This window comes from Erythrobacter ramosus, from assembly GCF_009828055.1.
Classification (GTDB): Bacteria; Pseudomonadota; Alphaproteobacteria; order Sphingomonadales; family Sphingomonadaceae; genus Erythrobacter; species Erythrobacter ramosus.
Window position 1 is genome coordinate 278,415 of record NZ_WTYB01000001.1, and the last position, 15,940, is coordinate 294,354.

The 15,940-nt window shown below is 64.2% G+C and carries 22 protein-coding genes; 14 read left to right on the forward strand and 8 right to left on the reverse strand.

The window, feature by feature from the left end; all coding sequences use genetic code 11:
- Positions 1-102: 102 nt before the first annotated feature.
- Positions 103-483: a hypothetical protein gene (locus GRI59_RS01495; RefSeq protein WP_160759432.1), complete on the forward strand. Its 381-nt coding sequence runs from the start codon at positions 103-105 to the stop codon at positions 481-483.
- 4 nt (positions 484-487) lie between these two features.
- Here the strand turns inward: GRI59_RS01495 and GRI59_RS01500 are convergent, their stop codons facing one another.
- From GRI59_RS01500 to pyk, 5 genes are all read right to left on the reverse strand, one after another.
- The gene (locus tag GRI59_RS01500) at positions 488-1,003 is read right to left on the reverse strand and encodes a DUF1254 domain-containing protein (protein ID WP_160759433.1); all 516 of its coding nucleotides are present in this window, start codon (positions 1,001-1,003) and stop codon (positions 488-490) included.
- A complete protein-coding gene (locus tag GRI59_RS01505) occupies positions 1,000-1,599 on the reverse strand; it encodes a DUF1214 domain-containing protein (RefSeq protein ID WP_160759434.1) in 600 nt (199 codons plus the stop codon). The genes GRI59_RS01500 and GRI59_RS01505 overlap by 4 nt, the downstream gene beginning before the upstream one ends.
- Positions 1,599-2,000, reverse strand: coding sequence for a RidA family protein (locus GRI59_RS01510; RefSeq protein ID WP_202390843.1), 402 nt, complete (start codon positions 1,998-2,000; stop codon positions 1,599-1,601). The genes GRI59_RS01505 and GRI59_RS01510 overlap by 1 nt, the downstream gene beginning before the upstream one ends.
- Complete coding sequence (locus tag GRI59_RS01515; RefSeq protein WP_160759435.1) at positions 1,997-2,311, reverse strand: I78 family peptidase inhibitor; 315 nt, start codon at positions 2,309-2,311, stop codon at positions 1,997-1,999. The genes GRI59_RS01510 and GRI59_RS01515 overlap by 4 nt, the downstream gene beginning before the upstream one ends.
- 97 nt (positions 2,312-2,408) lie before the next feature.
- Positions 2,409-3,881: a pyruvate kinase gene (pyk, locus tag GRI59_RS01520; RefSeq protein WP_160759436.1), complete on the reverse strand. Its 1,473-nt coding sequence runs from the start codon at positions 3,879-3,881 to the stop codon at positions 2,409-2,411.
- A 65-nt stretch (positions 3,882-3,946) separates the two neighbouring features.
- On the opposite strand from pyk, the gene GRI59_RS01525 reads away from it, so the two are divergent.
- The 3 genes from GRI59_RS01525 to GRI59_RS01535 all read left to right on the forward strand — a co-directional run bounded on the left by GRI59_RS01525 (position 3,947) and on the right by GRI59_RS01535 (position 5,013).
- Positions 3,947-4,258, forward strand: coding sequence for a DUF1244 domain-containing protein (locus GRI59_RS01525; RefSeq protein WP_160759437.1), 312 nt, complete (start codon positions 3,947-3,949; stop codon positions 4,256-4,258).
- Positions 4,259-4,335: 77 nt separating this feature from the next.
- Positions 4,336-4,581 carry a DUF2312 domain-containing protein gene (locus GRI59_RS01530; protein ID WP_160759438.1) on the forward strand — a complete coding sequence of 82 codons (246 nt, stop codon included), beginning with the start codon at positions 4,336-4,338 and terminating at the stop codon, positions 4,579-4,581.
- An 84-nt stretch (positions 4,582-4,665) separates the two neighbouring features.
- Positions 4,666-5,013, forward strand: a complete 348-nt coding sequence (locus GRI59_RS01535) for a heavy metal-binding domain-containing protein (RefSeq protein ID WP_160759439.1) — start codon at positions 4,666-4,668, stop codon at positions 5,011-5,013.
- 48 nt (positions 5,014-5,061) lie between these two features.
- Here the strand turns inward: GRI59_RS01535 and GRI59_RS15735 are convergent, their stop codons facing one another.
- A complete protein-coding gene (locus GRI59_RS15735) occupies positions 5,062-5,793 on the reverse strand; it encodes a CPBP family glutamic-type intramembrane protease (RefSeq protein ID WP_160759440.1) in 732 nt (243 codons plus the stop codon).
- A 29-nt stretch (positions 5,794-5,822) separates the two neighbouring features.
- Between GRI59_RS15735 and GRI59_RS01545 the strand changes: the two genes are divergently transcribed.
- From GRI59_RS01545 to GRI59_RS01555, 3 genes are all read left to right on the forward strand, one after another.
- A complete protein-coding gene (locus tag GRI59_RS01545) occupies positions 5,823-6,566 on the forward strand; it encodes a YebC/PmpR family DNA-binding transcriptional regulator (protein WP_160759441.1) in 744 nt (247 codons plus the stop codon).
- A gap of 93 nt (positions 6,567-6,659) precedes the next feature.
- The gene (gene ruvC, locus GRI59_RS01550; RefSeq protein WP_160760374.1) at positions 6,660-7,133 is read left to right on the forward strand and encodes a crossover junction endodeoxyribonuclease RuvC; all 474 of its coding nucleotides are present in this window, start codon (positions 6,660-6,662) and stop codon (positions 7,131-7,133) included.
- A gap of 611 nt (positions 7,134-7,744) precedes the next feature.
- On the forward strand, positions 7,745-8,221 hold the full coding sequence (locus GRI59_RS01555; protein WP_160759442.1) for a hypothetical protein: 477 nt from the start codon (positions 7,745-7,747) through the stop codon (positions 8,219-8,221).
- Between the two features lie 591 nt (positions 8,222-8,812).
- Here the strand turns inward: GRI59_RS01555 and GRI59_RS01560 are convergent.
- Entirely contained in the window at positions 8,813-9,388 is a 576-nt protein-coding gene (locus GRI59_RS01560; protein ID WP_160759443.1) for a hypothetical protein, read from the reverse strand.
- A 193-nt stretch (positions 9,389-9,581) separates the two neighbouring features.
- On the opposite strand from GRI59_RS01560, the gene GRI59_RS15895 reads away from it, so the two are divergent.
- From GRI59_RS15895 to GRI59_RS01580, 5 genes are all read left to right on the forward strand, one after another.
- Positions 9,582-9,704: a hypothetical protein gene (locus GRI59_RS15895; protein WP_272916980.1), complete on the forward strand. Its 123-nt coding sequence runs from the start codon at positions 9,582-9,584 to the stop codon at positions 9,702-9,704.
- Between the two features lie 163 nt (positions 9,705-9,867).
- Positions 9,868-10,221, forward strand: a complete 354-nt coding sequence (locus GRI59_RS01565; RefSeq protein ID WP_160759444.1) for an arsenate reductase — start codon at positions 9,868-9,870, stop codon at positions 10,219-10,221.
- 13 nt (positions 10,222-10,234) lie between these two features.
- Positions 10,235-10,810 (forward strand): nicotinamide riboside transporter PnuC, encoded by a 576-nt coding sequence (gene pnuC, locus GRI59_RS01570; protein WP_160759445.1) that lies wholly within the window; start codon positions 10,235-10,237, stop codon positions 10,808-10,810.
- Entirely contained in the window at positions 10,768-11,790 is a 1,023-nt protein-coding gene (locus tag GRI59_RS01575) for an AAA family ATPase (RefSeq protein ID WP_237440635.1), read from the forward strand. The genes pnuC and GRI59_RS01575 overlap by 43 nt, the downstream gene beginning before the upstream one ends.
- Complete coding sequence (locus GRI59_RS01580; protein WP_160759446.1) at positions 11,783-12,808, forward strand: glycerophosphodiester phosphodiesterase family protein; 1,026 nt, start codon at positions 11,783-11,785, stop codon at positions 12,806-12,808. The genes GRI59_RS01575 and GRI59_RS01580 overlap by 8 nt, the downstream gene beginning before the upstream one ends.
- 96 nt (positions 12,809-12,904) lie before the next feature.
- Here GRI59_RS01580 and ubiG read toward each other — a convergent pair whose 3' ends face one another.
- On the reverse strand, positions 12,905-13,642 hold the full coding sequence (gene ubiG / locus GRI59_RS01585; RefSeq protein ID WP_160759447.1) for a bifunctional 2-polyprenyl-6-hydroxyphenol methylase/3-demethylubiquinol 3-O-methyltransferase UbiG: 738 nt from the start codon (positions 13,640-13,642) through the stop codon (positions 12,905-12,907).
- A 52-nt stretch (positions 13,643-13,694) separates the two neighbouring features.
- Between ubiG and GRI59_RS01590 the strand changes: the two genes are divergently transcribed.
- Together GRI59_RS01590 and GRI59_RS01595 are read left to right on the forward strand one after the other, a co-directional pair.
- On the forward strand, positions 13,695-14,966 hold the full coding sequence (locus GRI59_RS01590; protein WP_160759448.1) for an aspartate kinase: 1,272 nt from the start codon (positions 13,695-13,697) through the stop codon (positions 14,964-14,966).
- Positions 14,967-15,070: 104 nt separating this feature from the next.
- Positions 15,071-15,745 carry a helix-turn-helix domain-containing protein gene (locus GRI59_RS01595; protein ID WP_160759449.1) on the forward strand — a complete coding sequence of 225 codons (675 nt, stop codon included), beginning with the start codon at positions 15,071-15,073 and terminating at the stop codon, positions 15,743-15,745.
- Positions 15,746-15,940: the final 195 nt, after the last annotated feature.

The following is a 15,940-nucleotide window of genomic DNA, read 5'->3' on the forward strand; positions in this document are numbered from 1 at the left end:
TCGCCCTCGAAAAGAGCGGCGCGGGATCATGGCTTGCGGAAATTTGCTAGTGTGGCAGGTCCGTGCCAAATCCGGATGCATCAATGGGGCGTATGTATCAGAATGATAACCACAACTACGACCCTGATCTTCGTCTACAACGCCAAGAGTGGATTGATTTCGGCGTTCGGCGACATGGTGCACAAGATCGTTTCTCCAGCGACCTACCCCTGCTCCTTGTGCGCGCTGACCTATGGCGCGGTCTGGATGAGGGGCGAGTGGCGGCGGTTCCTTGACGGGACCGGGCTGCCGACACGATTCCTCTACCGCGACGAGTTTCGCAGCCAGCCTGACGCGCGTCATCTGGCCTTGCCGGTGATCCTGCTGGGCGGGCACGCGCCGGTGCCCGAGGTGCTGGTCAGCGCAGAAGAGCTTAATTCCCTGCCCGACCTACCCGCCCTGATCGCGCTGGTCGAGGCGCGGCTGGCGGCAGTTACGGACTGACGGCCTAGGCCTCGCGGAGGCGGCACAAGTCGGCCTTCCCAGCCTCGGCCGCAGCCGCAAAGCGTGCCGCATCGGGGGCAAGTCGGCGGATAAGGATGACGCCTTTGGTAGTCGGACTGACGATGGCGCCGGGCTGGGCTGCACTGCCCGGCGGCAGCAGCCGCACGCTCTCCGCGTTGCCCGTTCCGCGCAGGGTCGCAAAATTGTCCGTCTGCCCGTCGAAGAAGGCGAGCGACTGGTAATCCGGCCAGGCCCCCATCCTGAGGTCGAGCACGCTGCCAGGCTTGCTCAGATCATAGCGGCAGAGCGCGTAATAAAGATCGGGTGAGGAGCGCACGACGCTCTGCGATTGCGGGGTCACGCGCTCGGGCGTGGTGAAACGATGGAGCGCGACGCCGCGCTGCGCCAACGCCTCCATCGCACGGTTCATGATGACACCGGGTGTGAGATAAAGCGTCAGCGCGTGGGCGGCGGCAGTGCACAGCGCCAGCGCCAGCAACGGACCAAGCCAGCGCCTCATGATGCGCCCTCGCAAGACAGCCGCGCGATCCGAGGCGCATCGAGCGTTCCGTTGGGGTCAGTCAGCAACGCGGAATCGGGCATATAGAGCCGCAAGGTCAGATCGAAGGTCCCTGCACCGCGGCTCGAAATCCAGTGCGCCGCGCGCTCGGGCCGCCGCGCCGCAATCACGGCTTCCCACGCGCCTGCGCCCGCCCGCCCGGCATCAATGCTGAGCGCGCCGTCGGTGTTGGCGGGGAGCATGCTCCCCGAATCGTATAGCGTGACCGACCACCATCCCCCCGGCATTGGCCCGCCCGTCAGGCGATAGGTGCAGGATTCCCGCAAGGGCTCGCCCGCATCATCCAGCGCACGGGTGAGATAGACCGCTTCGGTCTTGGCTAGCGCGAGCAGCCCATGCCGGGCGACCCGTGCGCGGGTGTAGGGGTCGGCGGCCTTCGATCCGATCGCGAAATCGCTGCGCCAGCCGCCCACATCGACATCGCCGAAGGCCAGACTGCGCCCCGCAGGCCATAACCCCGCCATCCACAGCGCGCTGCCGAGGCCGAGCGCGCAGCCTGCGACAATCGCGGCGAGATAGGCGAACAGGCGGCGCATCAACCGGGGATGACGGCCTCAGCCTCGATCTCGATTTTCCATTCCGGGCGGCACAACCACGCCACCCCGGCCATGGTCGCTACCGGGCGAGCTGCGCCGAAGAAGCGCGCATGAACCGCACCGACCGCATCCTGATCGGCGGGATCGGTCAGCAACATCCGGGTGCGCACCACGTCCGCCGCGCTACCGCCCAACTCCTCGATCGCGGCAACGATGATCGCACAAACCCGCGTCGCCTGCGCGGCCGCATCGCCGGGGGTGGTGGAGCCATCCGGCTCAACCGGTCCGGTGCCCGCGACGATGATGCGATTGCCCTCACGCACCGCGCGTGCGAACCCGAAGATCGCCTCGTAAGGCGAGCCCGATGTCACCCGGCGGCGGGCCGAAATCTCGCCGGTCATCCGCAGGTAATCTCGACGATTTTCATCTGCGCATCATACCGCACATTCACCCGGTCCTCGCGGTAATCCATCGTCCAGGCCGCATTCGGCGGGCCCCAGCGCAAAGACCGCGCACCGCTGTCCCTGACGATCGCCTCCCCGGTCGATTGCGATGCGTTGCGGCCGACATGGGACTGCGCCGCTGCGGCATTGCACACCATCGGTGCAGGCGGCGGCGGCACGGGCTCGGCTCCGTCGGGCGCCGAATCGCTGATGTTCACCACGCAGCCCGACAGCGCGAGCGCCGCGATCCCCAATACAGCCTGCTTCATTATGTCCTCCATTGGATAAGAGGCGTGCATATCAGGCGGCAGACAACGATTGAAGCACTGACAGGCTTCCGCGCGCATATCGCGGCACGAGCCAGCGTCAGTCCTTGTGCTTTTCCAGCTCGTCGCCAGTCACGCTCACCACATGAAGCAGGTTGGTCGCCCCCGGCATTCCGAACGGCACGCCGGCGAGCACGATCAGCTTGGCCCCGGCGCTGGCAAACTTGTGGCGCAGCGCCATGCGCTTGCCCTTGCCGATCATCTCTTCGAAGCTGCCGATATCCTTGGTCGCCACCGCATGCGCACCCCACAGCAGCGCCATGCGGCGTGCGGTGCGGATCGACGGGGTGAGCACCAACACCGGGGTCGCCGGACGCTCACGCGCCACCCGGCGGGCGGTCGAACCGCTGGTGGTGAACACGGTGATGGCGCTGATCGGGACGGTGTCGGCGATGGTCATGCAGGCATGGGCCAGCGCGTCGGAGGTGGTCGCATCGGGCGGCGTATCGAGGAACCGCACCCGCGCCTTGTAGCCTTCGTCCCGCTCCACCTGCACCGCAATGCGGTCCATCATCGCGACCGATTCTTCCGGCCACGCGCCCGCCGCGCTTTCGGCCGAGAGCATCACGGCGTCCGCCCCATCATAGACTGCGTTGGCCACGTCGGAGACTTCGGCACGGGTCGGGGTCGGGGCCTCGATCATCGATTCGAGCATCTGAGTCGCCACGATCACCGGCTTGCCCGCCCGGCGTGCGGCATTGACGATGCGCTTCTGGAGCGGCGGCACTTCGTAGGGTTCAAGCTCCACACCCAGATCGCCGCGCGCGACCATGATGCCGTCAGCCAGTTCGATAATCGCATCGAGCCGGTGGACGGCCTGCGGCTTTTCGATCTTGGCGCAGATTGCCGTGCCGTGGGTGCCGATGAGCTTGCGCGCCTCGGCGATGTCCTCCGGGCGCTGCACGAAGCTGAGGCCGATCCAGTCAGCCCCGTGTTCGGTGGCGAAGGCGAGATCGCGGCGGTCCTTCTCGGTCAGCGCCGGGATCGGCACCTCGGCATCGGGGACGTTCACGCCCTTGCGATCAGAAATCACCCCGCCGACCTCGGCGCTGCACAGGATGCGGCTGCCATCGGATTCGAGCACTTTCAGCCGGATCTTGCCGTCATTGATCAGCAAACGCTGTCCGCGTTCCATGATGCCGAACAGTTCGGGATGCGGCAGGCAGACGCGGTTTTCGTCGCCCGGCGTCTCGTCCCGGTCGAGCACGAAGTGGCCCGAATGGCGGATCACCGCCTGACCATCCTTGAACGTGCCGACGCGCAGCTTGGGCCCTTGCAAGTCAGCGAGAATCGCAATCGGGCGGGCAAACTGCTTTTCGAGCGCCCGGATCGCGTGAACCGCCGCCTCGTGATCGACGTGCGCACCGTGGCTCATGTTGAGGCGGAAGGCATCGGCACCCGCTCGCACCAAGCGCTCAAGCATCTCGGGCGAGCGGCTGGCGGGTCCGATGGTGGCGAGAATTTTGACCTTGCGGCCGCGCGGGTCGATCCGTGACTGATCGCGTCGTGACATTTTTGGTGATCCCTAGTTAGGGTCGCCTATGGCACACCCGTTTTTCAACTCAAGGAAAAGCCGCGATGAATAGCAATGCCGATCCGCTCGACAGCCTCGATGATGCGCACGCCGCCGCCGCCTTCCGCCGGCTGGTGCGCCACTTGCGCCATCGACATGACGCGCAGAACATCGAGCTGATGGGGCTGGCAGGCTTCTGCCGCAATTGTCTGGCCGACTGGATTCGCGATGCGGGCTACCCCGGCGACAAGGAAGCCGCGCGCGAAGTGATCCACGGGATGCCCAGCGCCGAGTGGAAGGCCACGCGCCAGACCCCGGCAACCGAGGAGCAGCTGGCCCGCATGGAAGCCAGTATCGCGAAGAACGCACAGGAATAATTTGCCGGGGCGGTTCAATCGCGGCGGCGGGCTGGCTATCGCACCGCTCAACCGATTCTGTTTGATGGAGAACCCCCATGGCCGACGACGCCCAATCGACCGATGACCGCCTGCGCCTGCTGATCGAGCGCATCGAACGCCTTGAGGAAGAGAAGAAGGGCATCGCTGACGATATCCGCGACGTCTACATGGAAGCCAAGGCGGTCGGTTATGACCCCAAGATCATGCGCCAGATCGTGCGCCTCAGGAAGATGAAGCCTGACGACCGCAGCGAGCAGGACATGCTGCTGGAGACGTACAAGAACGCGCTCGGGATGGAGTAAGGCCGGACGCCCGCGCGCGTCTGTCATTGAAATTGCGTCAAGCTGTGTTATCTCGGTAAGACAGCATTAAGAGGAGAGACGGCAATGGCATCCCCTTGGAAAGATTCGCGCGGCGTCATCGTCAGCACCACCCCGACACTCGAAGGCCGCCCGATTCAGGAATACATGGGCATCGTCACCGGCGAAGTGATCGTCGGCGCGAACCTGTTCCGCGATCTGTTCGCCAATATCCGCGACATCGTCGGTGGGCGCTCGGGCTCATATGAGCGCATTCTGGCCGACGCGCGCGCGCAGGCGATCGAGGAATTGCAGGCCGAAGCGGCCGCGCGCGGGGCCAATGCAGTGGTCGGGATCGATCTCGATTACGAAGTGATCGGCGATACCGGATCGATGCTGATGGTCTCGGCAAGCGGCACGGCGGTGCGGGTCTGAGCGCGCCGCCCGGGCAGCAATCTTCATACTGCACTTCGAGATCGCGCCTTAGCGCAAAGCAAAGGGCACGCCGAAGAACACCGCGTTGTAGAGGCCATGGTGGAGGATCGCCCATGCCAACCCCAACCGCGTGCGAGTATAGGCGAGAAGCACACCGCCAATCATCTGCGGCGTCACCGCAATCAGCCCAAGCAGTCCTGACGGCGTGTCATCATTGCCGAGGTGGATGAGCCCGAACATCAACGACGATCCCCACACGAACCAGCGAAAATGGCGGATGAACCACGCGGGCACCGCGCGCTCGGTGTCGTTCGTCAGCCCCCATTGCAGCAGCCCGACGAACACCGCTAGGACGGCCATGCCTGACAGCACGTTCCCGCTGGTCTCAAGCACGATGTCTGCCAGCAACAGCGCCAGCGCAACAAGGCCATAGAGCCCATATCGCAACGCCGCGATCCGCCCCGACAACCAGGCGCGGAACAGCATTTCTTCAAAGATCGGGGCAAAGGCCAGCGCAACGAAAAGGTCACGCAGCTGCTTGGGTGGAGGCTCGGCCCGCTGTAGGCGTATCGTCATCGCAGGGTCGACCAGATTCAGCATCAGGCCAAGCGGAACCATGATCGCGAAACTGAGCGCAAGCAGCACCGCCAGCGCCTTCACGGCCTGCCAGCCCGTTACAGTCGGCGCTTCGGCAAAGGTCGGGCGCAGCGCAAACCGCATCACATCTGCGATGCGCGCCCTTGCGCCAAGCGCGCCTGCCGGAGTAAGGCGCGCGCTCACATTTCCAACATTCCGGTGAAGTTCGTCCAATGGCAGGCCATTCCAAGTTCAAGAACATCATGCACCGCAAGGGTGCGCAGGACAAGAAACGCTCGGCGATGTTCTCCAAGCTGAGCCGCGAGATCACGGTGGCGGCCAAGATGGGCATGCCCGATCCCGACATGAACCCCCGCCTGCGGCTCGCGGTCAACGCTGCCAAGGCGCAGTCGATGCCCAAGGACAATATCCAGCGCGCGATCGACAAGGCGAGCATGGCGGGCGGCGAGGACTATGCCGAAATCCGCTACGAAGGCTATGGCCCGGGCGGCGTCGCGCTGATCGTCGAAGCGCTGACCGACAACCGCAACCGCACCGCGACCAATGTGCGCACCGCCTTCAGCAAGAACGGCGGGAACCTCGGCAGCGAAGGCTCGGTTTCGCACGGCTTCGAACGGCGCGGGCTGATCGAGTATTCGGCCGCTGCGGGTGACGAAGAGAAGATGCTCGAAGCCGCGATCGAAGCGGGCGCGGATGATGTGGAATCCTCCGAAGACGGCCACACCATCTGGACCGCCGCCGATGCGCTGCACGGCGTGGCGGGCGAGCTCGAAAAGGTGCTCGGCCCGGCGGACAATGTGAAGCTCGCATGGAAACCGGTGCTGAGCGTCGATGTCGATGAAGCGACCGCCGGCACGCTGATGAAGCTGATCGACGCGCTCGATGATGATGACGATGTGCAGACCGTCTGGGGGAATTACGAAATCTCCGACGAGGTGATGGAGAAGCTGGGCTGAAACGCTGGGAATGGCTGCTGGCGATTGCCCTTGGCAGTGCTTTCCTTCTGGCCGCTGCCTGGCGCATCGGCCTGACGATTGGCCTTTGAAGGCGTGATCATCCTCGGCCTCGACCCCTCGCTCTCCTCGACCGGCTGGGGCGTGATCCGCAGCGAAGGCGCGCGGATCAGCCATGTCGCCAATGGCCAGATTAAAACCGACCCGTCCGCCCCGATGGCTCAGCGCCTTGCCGCGTTGCAGGCGGAGCTGGCCGAGGTGATCGCCGCCCACCAGCCTGCCCGCGCTGCTGCCGAGGAAATCTTCGTCAACAAGAACCCGCAATCAACGCTGAAGCTGGCACAGGCGCGCGGCGCGGTGCTGGCGGCGTGCGGCGCGGCGGGACTGACGGTCAACGAACACGCCGCGCGGCTGGTGAAGAAGGCCGTCACCGGCACCGGGGCTGCCGAAAAGGTGCAGGTCGCCGCGATGGTGAAGGTGCTGCTGCCGGGCGTTGCCATCACCGGAAGCGACGCAGCCGACGCCCTCGCCGTGGCGATTGCGGACGCGCATCTCGCTCCGCGCAGTTGAACAGGAACGCCGCGCGAAGTTGACAAAGTTGACAGGGTGTCAAGCGCTCAATTTTCAATATTCCTATTAAATTTCATATGCTTGTCTCAGAAAAGCGAAGTTGACACTTCGGCGTCTCCGGGGGGGGGGCTGTTCGCCGCGAGGCAGGGTGACAACAATGCAAAAAGAGCAGACCACCCCCTAGCGCGCCCGCACGATGTAGGAAATGCGCTCCGTCCGCTTTCGGATAGGGCGTATGCTGGCCTGAATGGCCGGAATTGGGTGGATTGCTGAATGGCGGCTTAGCCTACACCCAAACAAAAATAGTCGGACCGGACCAGCCACACGCGACGCTCATTCTTCCCCTTCACAGACGCCCATTCGTGATCAGGGCGATCACCTCGACGTATTTGGCAGGGGTTATCGCGAGCGGGTTGCCGGTAATTGATCGTACGCGCCGATCAACGAAACGTAGAACTAGCGAAGAAGATGAAACAATACAGCGGTGGCATCAGCGAGAGCCAAACTTTGTAAAATTTCGTTAGGTATGTTAAATAACCATCAGGGGAGCATCATGATAATCGACTCGATGCAAATGCTTGACGCACTTGCACGGGGGGGAGGGTTATTTTATGAGAAAATTCCACATACTTATGACAGCGGCGGCAACGGTTCTACTTGGCAGCTCCGCGTTTGCTCAAAGTTTCACTTACGATGTTGTTTGGGAACCAGTTGATTTCGTTGGCGGAATGACGGGATCCGACGGCCAGCCCACTGGAGGTGCAGGCATCGTCAGTGGAACCTATGCCACCAAGTTCAGCGACGGGACGACCCAGAAGGGCAGCGTTCGCTGCATCGGGCAAGACCAACCCGACAATGCCCTCTTCGATCTGCATTTCTCTTGCACCACAAAGGATTCTTCGGGAACAGCTTCGCTGATCTACGGGTGCAACTATCTGGGCAAGCCGGGGCCGGAAACGCCGCTCGGTTGCGTCGGAGGAATCGAAGCCATGACCGGCGAGGCCGCCAAACGCCGCGGCGCCCTTACCATGGAATGGTACTCGGACACGAATGCACGTGGCACCGGCCAGTGGTATGGTGATAAGTAGTACTTAACGAGACTCTCCGGCCGCTGGTCTGACGACTTGTGGCCGGACGCTCGTTGGCCGCTGGCGAGAACCTAGACCCCTCCAGCAACCAATCGACCTTCGCGCAATCCTCGGGCGTAATGCCGCACTGGAGAACATCCGCACGATTGCTTGCCTGCGCTCCTCTACGAGATTTGCATTGCAGTCGAAGCGGGTCTTCGTAGGGCCCCGATGCCAAAACGTATGACGACTGCAGCGGGGTCGGTTGCGGAATTTCCGCTGCTGGCACGAAACCCGTTGAAGCTGCCCGGCGGCTTTCGGGGCCGCGCACCGGTCCGGCTCATGACCGATCGTGGGTGGAAAGGTGACATAGCGCTCAATTAGCGCTGAACCGTTGCCTGATCCGTTGCGCACCAATGATCAATTGCACCGCAAGGGTGCGAACTGGATAGTGAAAAGCGCCCATTGCACGACGTCAGACCTGTCGGCACGAAGACCGCGAAGATAAACGTCGACAATGTTGGTATCGAGGAAAAGCGCAAGGAAGCCAGACCGCGCTAGCAATAAGAAGATCGAGATAGCGAGACGTAAGCGCCTGAGGAGGCGATCCGCCTACGTCTCGCCTTCTAGCATCCGGCGGCGCTGCTTCAACGGAGCGAGCAGTCGCGCCTCGACCTCTTCAGGCTTGAGCCGCCTGCAATCCGCAAGGAACTTGGTGTCGCCGCTGCGCGCGAAGGTCTCGGCCTCGTTATCCGACCTGGCGTTCTCGATAAGGAACTTACGAATACGCGCGGTCAGCGCCTCGGTGGGAAGCCTGCCCCTTGTAAAGGACGACAAGGTGAAGCCGGCATCGTAGATGTTCCACTTCCAAAGATAGCCACCCGCCAAGAGCTGCGCCTTCAGGCTGTCGAGGGTCTGCTCGGCCTCCCGTGCCACGATTAGGTTCATGACGTAGTTTATTCCGTATTCGCCGCCATCCTTGCGGGCGCTGAGGATGCACACCGGCGTCAGAGCTCCGAGCGGGCCGGCGACATATTCCGAACCGTCTAGCCGGAACCGCGTGAGGTCGAGGCCCTCACCGGCGAGTGCCTCAGCGATCACGCGCAGATCGGAAAGCTTCGACAGCGGCCCCTCCTCTTTCTTCAGTTCGGATGAGCGTCCAAAAAAAGCGCGCAGGGTATTCGCCAATGCGCGCCCCGCGCAGAAGTAGCTTGTTCTGACCGATGACCGCTTCGGGGTCGTTAGCGGAAGGTCTGCTTTCGGCGCAAGTGAGGCGATAGCTGCCCGTCCGCTTTCAGGTTCGCGGCTGATCGCGGCGAATGACTGCATCTGAGTGGCAAGCTGCCATCAAACTCTCGTCGCCCCGTGCTTGACACGGCGCTTGGCTTTTCATTTCCGCCGCCGGGTTACTTGGCTATGGAAGTTCGCGCTGGTTGAGGCGGAGAACCCCGGTTGGGACGGCCTGTGGGAACAGTGGTTCGCGCCTGATACAGCGCAGAAGTAGCCAAGCCCCGTGTCAAGCACGGGGCGACGATGGAAGAAATGTCTGCTCCAGTCTCGCTCCCGGAACGGCAGATTTTTTCCCAAGCCCCACTGGAGCGACCGGTTTTCTGTGCCATACCGCACGCACTCCAGACCCTGACCGGCACGAAAGACCACAATCATCAATGGCTGACATCCACCTTTACGGCATTCCCAACTGCGACACGGTGAAGAAGGCGCGCGTGTGGCTCGACGCGCAGGGGCGGGAATACACCTTCCACGATTACAAGAAGGAAGGGGCGGAGCCCGAGCGCATTGCCGGCTGGATCGCTACCGCCGGCCTCGATGTGGTGGTCAACCGCAAGGGCACGACCTACCGCGCGCTGTCGGACGCGGACAAGGCCCTGGCCGCCAGCGCAGACACCGCGCCAGCGCTGCTCGCCGCCAACCCTTCGGTGATCAAGCGCCCGATTGCGGAGCACGCAGGCGGCCTGTTGGTCGGCTTCAAGGCGGACGAATGGGCCGCTGCGCTCGCCTGAATCGCACATTCCGATGAACCCGCTGGAGATGATCGCCGTCGCGCTCGGGCTGGCCAATGTCGGCCTGCTCGTGCGGCGTTCGATCTGGAACTACCCGTTCGGCATGGCGATGGTGGCGCTCTATTTCGTGATCTTCCGCGACGCGCGCCTGTATGGCGAGGCGGCGTTGCAAGTGTTCTTCTTCGTCGTGCAGGGCTGGGGCTGGTGGCTGTGGGCGCGTGCCGGAGGGATGGCGCAGCTGGTTGAGGTCCGCTGGATGGACGGGCGCGCACGGGCCGCCGCGCTGGTGCTGGTCGCGGGATCGAGCGTCGGGATCGGCTGGGCGATGGCGCGCTTCACCGATGCCGCCCTGCCCTATGCCGATGCGACCATCGCCGGGGCGAGCGTGGTGGCGCAGGTGCTGCTCGCGATGCGCCAGGTCGAGAATTGGGCGCTGTGGATCGCCATCAATGTGCTGTCGATCGGGGTCTATCTCAACCGTGAGCTCTATCTCACCGCCGGGCTTTATGTGGCGTTTCTGGTGCTCGCGACGGCAGGCCTGATCGCATGGGCCAAGGCGGCGCGCAGCGGCGAGGCAATTGCGGCGTGATGCGGCGCGGGTTCCTGCTCGGCAAGTTCATGCCGCCTCATGCCGGGCACATGGCGCTGATCCGCGCGGCGCGGGCGCTGGTGGACGAGCTGACGGTGCTGGTGTGCTGGCTGCCCGATGATCCGATTGCAGGCGAGGTGCGGCTGGCATGGATGCGGGATCTGCTCCCCGATTGCCGGGTACTGGGCCACGGCCAGGTGGTGCCGCAAGCGCCCGGGGACAGCGCCGATTTCTGGCCGATCTGGCGCGGCATCGTTGCCGCAGCGCATCCCGAAAGCATCGACTATCTCTTCGCGGGCGAGGATTACGGTGCGGAACTGGCGGCTCAGGTCGGCGGGCTGTTCGTGCCGCTGGGGGGCCGGGTGCTAGGGTTGGTGGATGACCCGCTCTCGGGCCTTTCGGGCAGCGGCGTGCGTGCCGATCCGGCGGCGCATTGGGCCTACCTGCCAAAGCCGGTGCAGGCCCATTACCGTCGCACCATCTGTCTTCACGGGGCAGAGAGCACCGGCAAGACCACGCTGGCCGCCGCGCTCGCCGCAGAGACCGGCGCGATGACCGTTGGCGAATATGGCCGCAGCCATTGTGAGGTGCACAAGGCGCCGCTCACCCGCGATGACCTGCTCCTGATCGGCCGCGCGCAGCAGGCGATGATCGCCGCCGCTGCCGAGTGGGCCGGACCACTGCTGCTGACCGACACCGATGCGCTGATGACCGCCGCATGGTGCGAAATGCTGCTGGGCGAGCGGCCGCAAGAACTGATGCAGGCACCCAAGGCCGACCTTTACCTGCTGCTCGAACCCGATCTGCCGTGGATCGACGATGGCACGCGCTTTTTCGCCGATCCCGCCGACCGTCACAAGTTTGCAAGGATCGTCGCCCAAGTGCTGGACGATGCCGCCGTGCCGTTCGTACGGATTGCCGGGCAAGGGCCCGAACGGCTCGCCGCTGCGCGGGCCGCGATAGGAGCGTTGAATGATTGATTCCCGCCTGATCCTTGCCGCGCTGCTGGCTGCGGCATCGCCCGTGGCGGCGCAGGATATGTTGATCATCGCCCACCGCGGCGCGAGTGCCGAGCGGCCCGAGCACACCCTCGCCGCCTATGAGCTCGCGATTGATCAGGGCGCGGATTATATCGAGCCTGATCTGGTTGCGACCAAGGATCTGGTGCTGGTCTCGCGTCACGAAAACGAGCTGTCGGGCACCACCGACGTGGCGAGCCGCGAGGAGTTCGAGGATCGCCGCCGCGACAAGACGATCGACGGGCAGAAGGTCGCCGGCTGGTTCGCCGAGGACTTCACCCTCGCCGAACTGCGCACCTTGCGCGCGAAGGAACGCATTCCGTCGGTCCGGCCCGCCAATGCGCGGTTTGACGGGCTGTATCAGGTGCCGACACTGGCCGAGATCGTAAAGCTGGTGCGCGCCAAGGAAGCGGCGACGGGGCGACGGATCGGGCTCTACCCCGAATTGAAGCGCCCCGAATTTCTGTTGCAGAATGACGGAATCGACATGGTCGATCTGCTGCTGCGCGAATTCCGCACGCTGGGCATCACGCCTGCCGACCCGGTGTTCATCCAGAGCTTCGAAATTGCCCCGCTCCAACGGTTGAAGCAGCGCGGCGGCGGGTTCAAGCTGGTGCAGTTGGTCGCGCCCATCGGCGGCCCGGCGGACGAGCCTGCGATGCGCTATGCCGAAATGGTGACGCCGACGGGGCTGGCCGAGGTCGCGAAGTATGCCGACGCGGTGGGCGCGCATATCGCGCTGGTGCTGACGCCTGAGGGCGCGCCGACCGCGCTAGTGGCGGATGCCAAGGCGGCGGGGCTGGTGGTTCACGCATGGACGGTCCGACCGGAGAATGACTTCCTGCCACCAATGCTGCGGACGGGGGACGAGCCGAGGGGCCGGGGCTGCGGCGATGTGAAGCTGGCTGCGATGCTTAAGGCGGCGGGCGTTGCGGGCGTGTTTAGTGATGGGGCGCTGAAGGGGCGGGTGTGCTCCTGACCCTCTCCGCTCGTCATCCCGGCGCAGGCCGGGACCCAGAGCGGCAAGCACTGCACATCGCTTCACCGGGCCCCGGCCTGCGCCGGGGTGACGACGTCAGGCGCGCTTTGCGCTCAGAATATAATTCAGCGACATATCATCCGACAGGTGCAGCCCCTTGCCGGGCCGCCATGCGATCCCGCGCTTGGCCGTCACGGTCAGACCAGCATCCGCCAGCAGCGCTTCCAACTCCTCCGGGGTGATGAAATCCTCCCAGTGGTGCGTGCCCTTGGGAACATAGCCCACCGCCTCCGCCGCGCCGACCAGCAGCACGCGGCTCGCCGCCGTCCGGTTCGGTGTCGACATCACCAGCAAGCCATCAGGCGCAAGCCGCGCCGCAACATCGCGCAGGAAAGCGGGCTTGTCAGCGACATGCTCGATCACCTCGACGCTTGTGACAAGGTCGAAGGTGCCGATGTCCAGCCCCGCGACCTCGCCCGCCATGTAGCGGATGTCCAGACCCACGCCGTCCGCATGAGCGCTCGCCGCCGCGACATTCTCCGCCGCCGCGTCAACACCCGTCACCGCCGCGCCCAGCCGCGCCAGCGGCTCGCACACCAGCCCGGCCCCGCAGCCGATGTCGAGCGCCGCCTTGCCCGCCATAGGCTTGGCCGAAGCCCGCGACCCCGGCCAATGCGCGTCAATCGCGTCGCGGATGAACGCCATGCGCACCGGGTTCACCTGATGCAGACTCGCCATCGGCCCCTTGGGGTTCCACCAGTCGCGCGCGAGATTTGCGAAGAAATCGGCTTCCTCGGGGCGGATAGTAACATTCGATACGTTTGCGTTTCCCATGAAGCCCTCCTAACAGCGCCCGCGAACACTCACCAGCAGGAGCTTTGGCGCCTTGGCTCGTATCGTGATGAAATTCGGCGGCACCTCGATGGCCGGGACGGAGCGTATCCGCCGGGTGGCCAATATCGTGCGCGCGCAGGCGGCGCGCGGCGATCAGGTCGCTGTGGTGGTCAGCGCCATGGCGGGCGAGACCGACCGGCTCGTGAACTTCTGCCGTGAGGCCAATCCGCTCTACGATCCGGCGGAATATGACGTGGTGGTGGCCAGCGGCGAGCAGGTCACCAGCGGGTTGCTGGCGCTCACGCTGCAAGCCTTGGGCTGCAAGGCGCGCAGCTGGCTTGGCTGGCAGCTCCCGATCAAGACCATCGAAGCCCACGCCAAGGCCCGCATCGACGAAATCGACGCGCCCGCACTGATCGCCGCGATGGAAGCGGGCGAGATTGCGGTGATCCCCGGCTTTCAGGGCGTGTCCGAGGACGGCCGCATCACCACGCTGGGCCGCGGGGGCTCCGACACCTCGGCGGTCGCCGTCGCCGCCGCGATCAAGGCGGACCGCTGCGACATCTACACCGACGTTGACGGCGTTTACACCACCGACCCGCGCATCGTCGCCAAGGCGAAGAAGCAAAAGGCGGTAACTTACGAGGAAATGCTCGAACTCGCCAGCGTCGGGGCCAAGGTGCTCCAGACCCGCTCCGTCGGCCTCGCCATGAAGGAAAAGGTGCGGGTGCAGGTGCTATCGAGCTTTATCGGCGAAGGCGCCCCGCCCGCCGATGATCTGCCCGGGACAATGATCGTCTCGGACGAAGAAATGGACGAATTGGTGGAGAAGGGCCTGATGGAACGCCAGCTTGTGACCGGCATCGCGCATGACAAGAACGAGGCGAAGGTGATCCTCACCCGCGTGCCCGACCGTCCGGGCGCGGTGGCGAACATCTTCGAACCGCTGGCTGCGGCCAGCATCAATGTCGACATGATCATCCAGAACGTCGGCCGCGACAAGGGTGAGACCGACGTGACCTTCACGGTCCCCCAGTCCGATCTGGCGCGCGCGCAGGCGCTGCTCGAAGACCGCCGCGATTCCATCGGCTTCAACCGCATCATCACCGATAGCAAGATCGCCAAAATCAGCGTTGTCGGCGTCGGCATGAAGAGCCATGCCGGGGTCGCGTCCTCGATGTTCCGTGCACTGTCGGATCGCGGGATCAACATCCAGGCAATCTCCACCTCCGAGATCAAGATCAGCGTCATGATCGACGAAGACGAGACTGAACTCGCCGTCCGCGTCCTGCACACGGCTTACGGGCTGGATGCGGTTAGCTGAAAAGCAGTCCAGTTCATCTGAATTAACCATTATTGGTGACTGCGCTTTAACCTTTCCAGCCGGATTGTGCGGGCTCTCACGCAGAGAGCGAAAGGGCGCACACCATGGCCATCAAGGCCCATCTCAATTCTGTGGCGGCGGGCGATAGCCAGCGCGCCGTCCCCCGCCGTGACTTACGGCTGTCAGCCAGCGGGCTCGCCCCTGATGGCGAGGAAGCCAACGTCACCATCCACAATATCTCGGCCGCCGGGCTGCTGATCGAAACCGCGCTCGATCTGGCGGCGGGCGAGCAGCTGGCGCTCGATCTGCCCGAGGCAGGGATCGTCACGGCGGCAGTGGTGTGGCGCAGTGAGCGGCTTTACGGCTGCGCCTTCGAACAGGCGATCGGTCCGGCTGCACTGGCCGCGGCGCAATTGCAGGGCTTTGCGCCCGGCGTGCCGAACCAGCCGCGGCAATCGGCACTGGCAACGCAATCGAGCGAGGCACTGGGCTCGCGGCTCAACCGGCTGCGGCGCGAGGCGGGGCTAACGCTCGCCGATGTCGCAGCCACGCTCGGGGTCAGCAAGCCGACTGTCTGGGCATGGGAGAAGGGCAAGGCCCGCCCCCTGCCCGAACGGCTCGATTCCATCGCCGCCGCGCTCGGCGTCACGCCCGAACTACTCGCCCCCGGCCCGGGCAGCGATGGCGAGATCGGCGCCGTGATCGCCGAGTGCCGCGAGCGGATTGCCGCAGCCTGCGGAACCTCCCCCCAATCCGTCCGGATCATGATCGAACTGTAAGCAGTTCGGGGTTCCTGAGACTAGAAATTGTCACCTACTGCGGCCAATACGTATTGGATAGACTGTCCCAATTACAAAATATGGTAAACGAAATCCGGAGGTGATTCGTTTTTTAGTCGAGTTTATTTACTTAGCTAACAATAATTGGGATCTTTTCGGGAAAACAGGGGAATGTTTTCACCTAATAAAATCGCG